The organism is Stenotrophomonas sp. 05L44_2, assembly GCF_056665995.1.
The window spans coordinates 1-5493 of the sequence record NZ_JBFTNR010000221.1 but is presented as its reverse complement, the minus strand read 5'-3'; the positions used below and the strand labels follow the sequence as shown (position 1 = coordinate 5493).

Below are 5493 nucleotides of genomic sequence, written 5' to 3'. Positions count from 1 at the left end.
GTGCCAACCTTGGTTGGCACGTGCGGACAACAAACCGCCGACCAAGGTCGGCCTCTWCCGGGCAAGGCACCGGAAACCGCTGGGTAGGTGCCAACCTTGGTTGGCACGCGCGGACAACAAACCGCCGACCAAGGTCGGCCTCTTCCGGGCAGCGGGCCGGCGCTTACTTGCCGCGCAGCTTCTGAAACCCGGTCACCGCCGCCAGCACGATGGCACCGGCGATGATGCCGACCACCATGTTGCCCAGCGCGTTGACCAGCCAGCCCCACTGGCCTTCACCGCCCAGCGCCTGCACCGCGTGGTGCAGCGCCGGCACGTTGTGCACCAGGATGCCGCCACCAACCAGGAACATCGCTGCGGTACCGGCCACCGACAGGAACTTCATCAGCCAYGGTGCCGACACCAGCAGGCCACGGCCGACTGCCGCCAGCGCCGCGCCCTTGCGCGACAGGTACAGGCCCAGGTCGTCCAGCTTGACGATGCCGGCGACCAGCCCGTAGACGAACACGGTCATCGCCAGCGCGATCACCACCAGGGTGCTGACCTGGTTGATGAACGACGCCGTGGCAACCACGCCCAGCGACAGCACGATGATTTCGGCCGAGAGGATGAAGTCGGTGCGGATGGCGCCCTTCACCTTGTCCTTTTCCCACGCGACCATGTCCACCTGCGCATCGGCCAGCGCCTTGCGCCGCTCGGCCTGGTGTTCGGCGTCCTCATCGGCAGAATGCAGGAAACGGTGCGCCAGCTTCTCCACGCCCTCGAAGCACAGGAAGGCGCCGCCGATCATCATCAGCGGCACGATCAGCGGCACGTTCCAGCCGCGGCTGTGCAGCCAGGCTTCCAGCGCACTGATCGCCAGCGCCGCCGGCACCAGGATCACCTTGTTCACCAGCGAGCCCTTGGCCACCGCCCACACCACSGGCARYTCRCGGTTGRCGKKSACGCCGGTYACCTGCTGCGCRTTCAGCGCCAGGTCGTCGCCCAGCACGCCGGCSGTCTTCTTGGCGGCGACCTTGGTCAGCACCGAGACGTCGTCGAGCAGGGAGGCGATATCGTCAAGCAGGGCAAACAGGCTGGCACCGGCCATGGGGGATCCAGTAAAGGGAATGAGCGGATTCTGACCGATCCGGCGCCACCTGCGGTAGCGGGTTCACCGCGCGCCCACCGGGCGGCAGGGACACTGGAAGCGTAATCCGGTCCCGCCGGCGGCGGGATCACGGACATCGGGTCGTCGTCTTCGAGGAGTGTCGTTTGAGCAATCCGTCCACCGCCACAGGCAATCCGCCGCTGATCAGAGGCATGAACCGGCGCAGCCAGATCCTGCGCCTGCTGATGCGCTACCGCCATTCCGGCGTGTTCTCCGGCATGAACCTGGACGCTGCCGGCAGCCACACCGACGTGCCACCGGACGGCAATCCGGAGCAGTTCGTCAGTGACCTGGAAGCGCTGGGGCCCACCTTCRTCAAGCTGGGGCAGATGCTGTCGACCCGCCCGGACATGGTGCCGGTGGAGTTCGCCACCGCGCTGGAGCGCATGCAGGAGAAGGTGGCGCCGATTCCGGTCGAACGCATCCACGCCATCGTCGAGCAGGAGCTGGGGGCGCCGGTGAACAAGCTGTTCGCCGCATTCGACCCACAACCGCTGGGCTGCGCGTCGATCGCCCAGGTGCACCGCGCGGTACTGCATGACGGCCGCGAGGTAGCGGTGAAAGTGCAGAAGCCCGAGGTGGCCGCGCAGCTGCGTTCGGATCTGGAGGTGCTGCGCAGCTTCGCCCTGGCCGCCGACCATCTGACCCAGATCGGTCGCCGCGTGCGCCTGCGCGACTGGCTCAACGAATTCGCCAAGACGCTGATGCAGGAGCTGGACTACCACGCCGAGGCCGAGAACCTGTCGCGTTTCGGCCGGCACTTGAAGCCGTTCCGGCGCCTGTGGATTCCGCAGCCGCTGTGGGACTACAGCAGCCATCGCGTGCTGACCATGGAACTGGCCACCGGCGTGCGCGTGGATGCCATTCCCGATGTGCGCCGCACCGAACAGGCGATGGACCCGCTGGCGGCGGCGCTGATCCGCGGTTACCTGGACCAGATCTTCGTGCACGGCGAAATCCACGCCGACCCGCACCCCGGCAACCTGCGGGTGATGCCTGACGGGCGCTTGGCCATCTTCGACCTGGGCATGGTCGCGCACATGCCGCCGCGGCTGCGCGAGCGCCTGCTGAAGATCCTGTTTGCCGCCGTCGATGGCCGCGGCGAGGAAGTGGCCGACGACCTGATCAGCATCAGCACGCGGCTGGAGGCATTCGATGAGGAGCGCTACCTGCGCGAGACCGGCCAGCTGATCGCACGCTATGCCGCCAGCGCGAACTTCTCCGAAGGGCGCGTGGTGCTGGACATGGTGCGCATCGCCACCTCATCCGGGTTGCGCACGCCACCGGAGCTGAGCCTGCTGGGCAAGGCGCTGCTCAACCTTGAAACCGTATGCCGCCTGCTGGCACCGGATCTGGACACGCGCCGCATCGTCGAACGCCAGCTGCAGCACGTGATGCGCGCGCGCCTGAAAAAATCGCTGTCGGCCGCCAACCTGGCCAGCGAGGCGATGGAGCTGCAGCAACTGCTGCGCGACGGGCCGCGCAAGCTGTCGGACATCATGGCGCTGCTGGCCGAGAACCGCCTGCAGATGAAGGTGACCGGGCTGGAAGAATCGCGGCTGATGGAGAACCTGCAGAAGATCGCCAACCGCGTAGCCGCCGGCATCATCAGCGCCGCGTTGATCATGGCGGCGGCAATGATGATGAAGATCGACACCGGCTGGCATGTGCTGGGCTATCCCGCCATCGCACTGGTGCTGTTGTTGATCGGCGTGGTGCTTGGGCTGGGCATCGTGACCAGCGCATTGTTGTTCGATCGCCGTGCGCGTTCGCGCGAGGAACGCGGGCATCGATAGTGTCGCATCCACGCTCGGCGTGGATCAGCGAAAACAGTGCATTCATGCAGTTTTTTAATGCAATCGAGCGTGAGTTTTCACGCTCGATTTACGTTCGCAGCGTGATATCGCGCGCTCGATTTCAACAAACATTTCAGTCAGGTTCGTGCATGCACTATCGGGTCATCGGCCTGTCATGCAGATGTGCTTGCAGCAGCGCCGGTCGGATGGACACGCGTCGGTACGACGTCCATCGCCACCCCGTCACTGCCGAAGCTGCCTATGCTCTGGATTCTGCTGCTGTCGCTGTTGCTGCTGTCCTGGTTGTTCCTCGCGTCCGCAAAGTGGGTGTGGTGGAAAGCAGGCTTGTTCTCGCTGTTGCTGCTGGCGCTCAGTGCCTGGTGGCTGATCGACAAGCTGTCCGGTGACGGACTCAACGCCGCCACCCTGTACCACCTGGGTGCGGACATGGAAGGCGCCGGAGTCGCCGACTTCAAGGGCTATATCGCCGGCTTCATCGTGCTGGCCGCCGTGTCGCTGCTGCCGCTGTTCGCTACGCGGGTGAAGCGTTGGCGCCGCCCCACAGCCGGTGGTGCATGGTTTGCCGGTTTCGCCGTGCTGTGGGTGGCCACGATCATGATCAGTCCATTGGCACGTGACGGGCAGCGCCTCTATCAGCAGCTGCGCCCGGTGGATTTCGCCCGTATCGCCCCCGAATACCAGGTGCCCACGCAGGCCCTGCAGCGCCCACGCAACATCGTCTGGATCTACGGCGAGAGCCTGGAGCGCACCTATCTGGATGAGGCCGTGTTTCCCGGCCTGATGCCCAATCTCAACCGCTTGGCGGCCAGGTCGCTGGATGTACGCGGCCTGGCCTCGGCCGAAGGCGGTGGCTGGACCATCGCCGGCCTGGTGTCGTCGATGTGCGGCGTGCCGCTGACCACCTCGCAGGGGGATGAGAACAGCATGGACCGCATGGGCAGCTTCCTGCCCAAGGCCGTGTGCCTGGGCGATTATCTCAAGCAGCAGGGCTACACCAACCATTACCTGGGTGGTGCCAACGGCCAGTTCGCCGGCAAGGGCCAGTTCCTGGCCAGCCACGGCTTCGATGAAGTGCATGACCTGGCGTGGTTCAAGCAGCAGAAGAAGATCGGCCGTATCCACTACTCGGCGTGGGGCGTGCATGACGACGTGCTGCTGGACACCGCCTACCAGCGCTTCGAGCAGCTGTCGCGACAGGATGCGCCGTTCATGCTGACCACGCTGACCATGGACACGCACCACCCGGCCGGGCACCTGCCGGTGGCCTGCAAGGGCGAGCGCTACCAGAGCCAGTACGGCAACATCGGCATGCTCAATGCGCTCAAGTGCACCGACCGCCTGATCTCGCAGCTGGTCGAACGCATCCAGGCCAGCCCGTACGGCAAGGACACGTTGATCGTGATCGCCTCCGATCACCTGGCCATGCCCAATGACCTCAGCCATATCCTGACCAAGCAGAAGCGCGAGAACCTGCTGTTGTTCCTCGGTGATGGCGTCGCCCCGCGCCAGCTGGCCGCTGAAGACGGCTCGACCCTGGATTCCGGGGCCACCCTGCTCAGCCTGCTCGATCCGAACCTGCAGACGATGGGCTTTGGCCGTTCGCTGCTGGACGACAAGCGCGCGCCGAGTGCCAGCGCCGCGGCACGCCGCGATGGCGGCCGCGATTATCCGCAGTACCTGGCCTTCGCCCGCTCGCTGTGGCTGGGTGAGCCGACGCGGCAGCTGAAGATCGACGGCGACGACCAGGTGGTGGTGGGCCTGCAGCACGTGCAGCCGCCGGTGCTGCTGGAATACGACAAGGACTGGGACTTGAAATCGGTGTACCTGGAAAACACCTCGCGCCAGTTCGACGATGCCGACCCGGACAACACGCTCGCCTACGTCGATCGCTGCACCGCGTTCGAGGATGGCTCGGCCGACGGCGACTGGTGCGCGCTGCTGGTGAACCGCGACAACGGCATCAAGCTGTACCGGGACGGCCAGCTGCGCAACGGCATCGACGTGGATGCACCACTGGATGCCTTCCAAGGCCCCCGCCCCAGCGTGCGCCAGGCGCACATGATCACGCAGAAGGGCCGCCGTACCCGCGCCGGCCAGTACATGCTGCAGCTGGTGGCGAGCACGCGCCCGGATCGCGGTTTCTGGATCGAAGCGGTGTCCTCGCAGCGCAAGGTGGTGCTGGCCCAGCAGTGGGTGCAGCCTGATGCCGATGGCAAGATCAACGTGTCATTCGGGCTCGACCACGAAGTGGATGATCTGGAAATCCGCGCGTGGTTGAACCATGCCGAGAAGCTGGCGGTGGATACCTTCGCACTTGTGCCCTCGCGCGGCCGACCGCGGGGGTAAAGGGGTTCGGCAGGGCTGCGCCCTGCACCTGCCGAAGCAGTAGTGCCGGCCGCTGGCCGRCAACCTCAACGGCAACAGCCAAAGCAACAGCAACAGCAACAGCTGGTGTTCCGTGGGATGGCGGGGCGGTGTGGGTTGGCAGGACACGCCGTAAACCCGTCCTTGGGGGCTCGATGGCGC

3 protein-coding genes are annotated in these 5493 nt (G+C 65.7%); 2 read left to right on the top strand and 1 reads right to left on the bottom strand.

What is annotated here, in order from left to right; translation table 11 throughout:
* Positions 1-163: 163 nt before the first annotated feature.
* On the bottom strand, positions 164-1090 hold the full coding sequence (locus tag AC1VAN_RS09595; RefSeq protein WP_480985705.1) for a DUF808 domain-containing protein: 927 nt from the start codon (positions 1088-1090) through the stop codon (positions 164-166).
* Positions 1091-1302: 212 nt separating this feature from the next.
* Between AC1VAN_RS09595 and AC1VAN_RS09590 the strand changes: the two genes are divergently transcribed.
* Positions 1303-2946, top strand: coding sequence for an ABC1 kinase family protein (locus AC1VAN_RS09590; RefSeq protein ID WP_480985704.1), 1644 nt, complete (start codon positions 1303-1305; stop codon positions 2944-2946).
* A gap of 261 nt (positions 2947-3207) precedes the next feature.
* The gene (locus tag AC1VAN_RS09585; protein WP_313115216.1) at positions 3208-5313 is read left to right on the top strand and encodes a phosphoglycerol transferase I; all 2106 of its coding nucleotides are present in this window, start codon (positions 3208-3210) and stop codon (positions 5311-5313) included.
* The last annotated feature ends 180 nt before the right edge of the window (positions 5314-5493 follow it).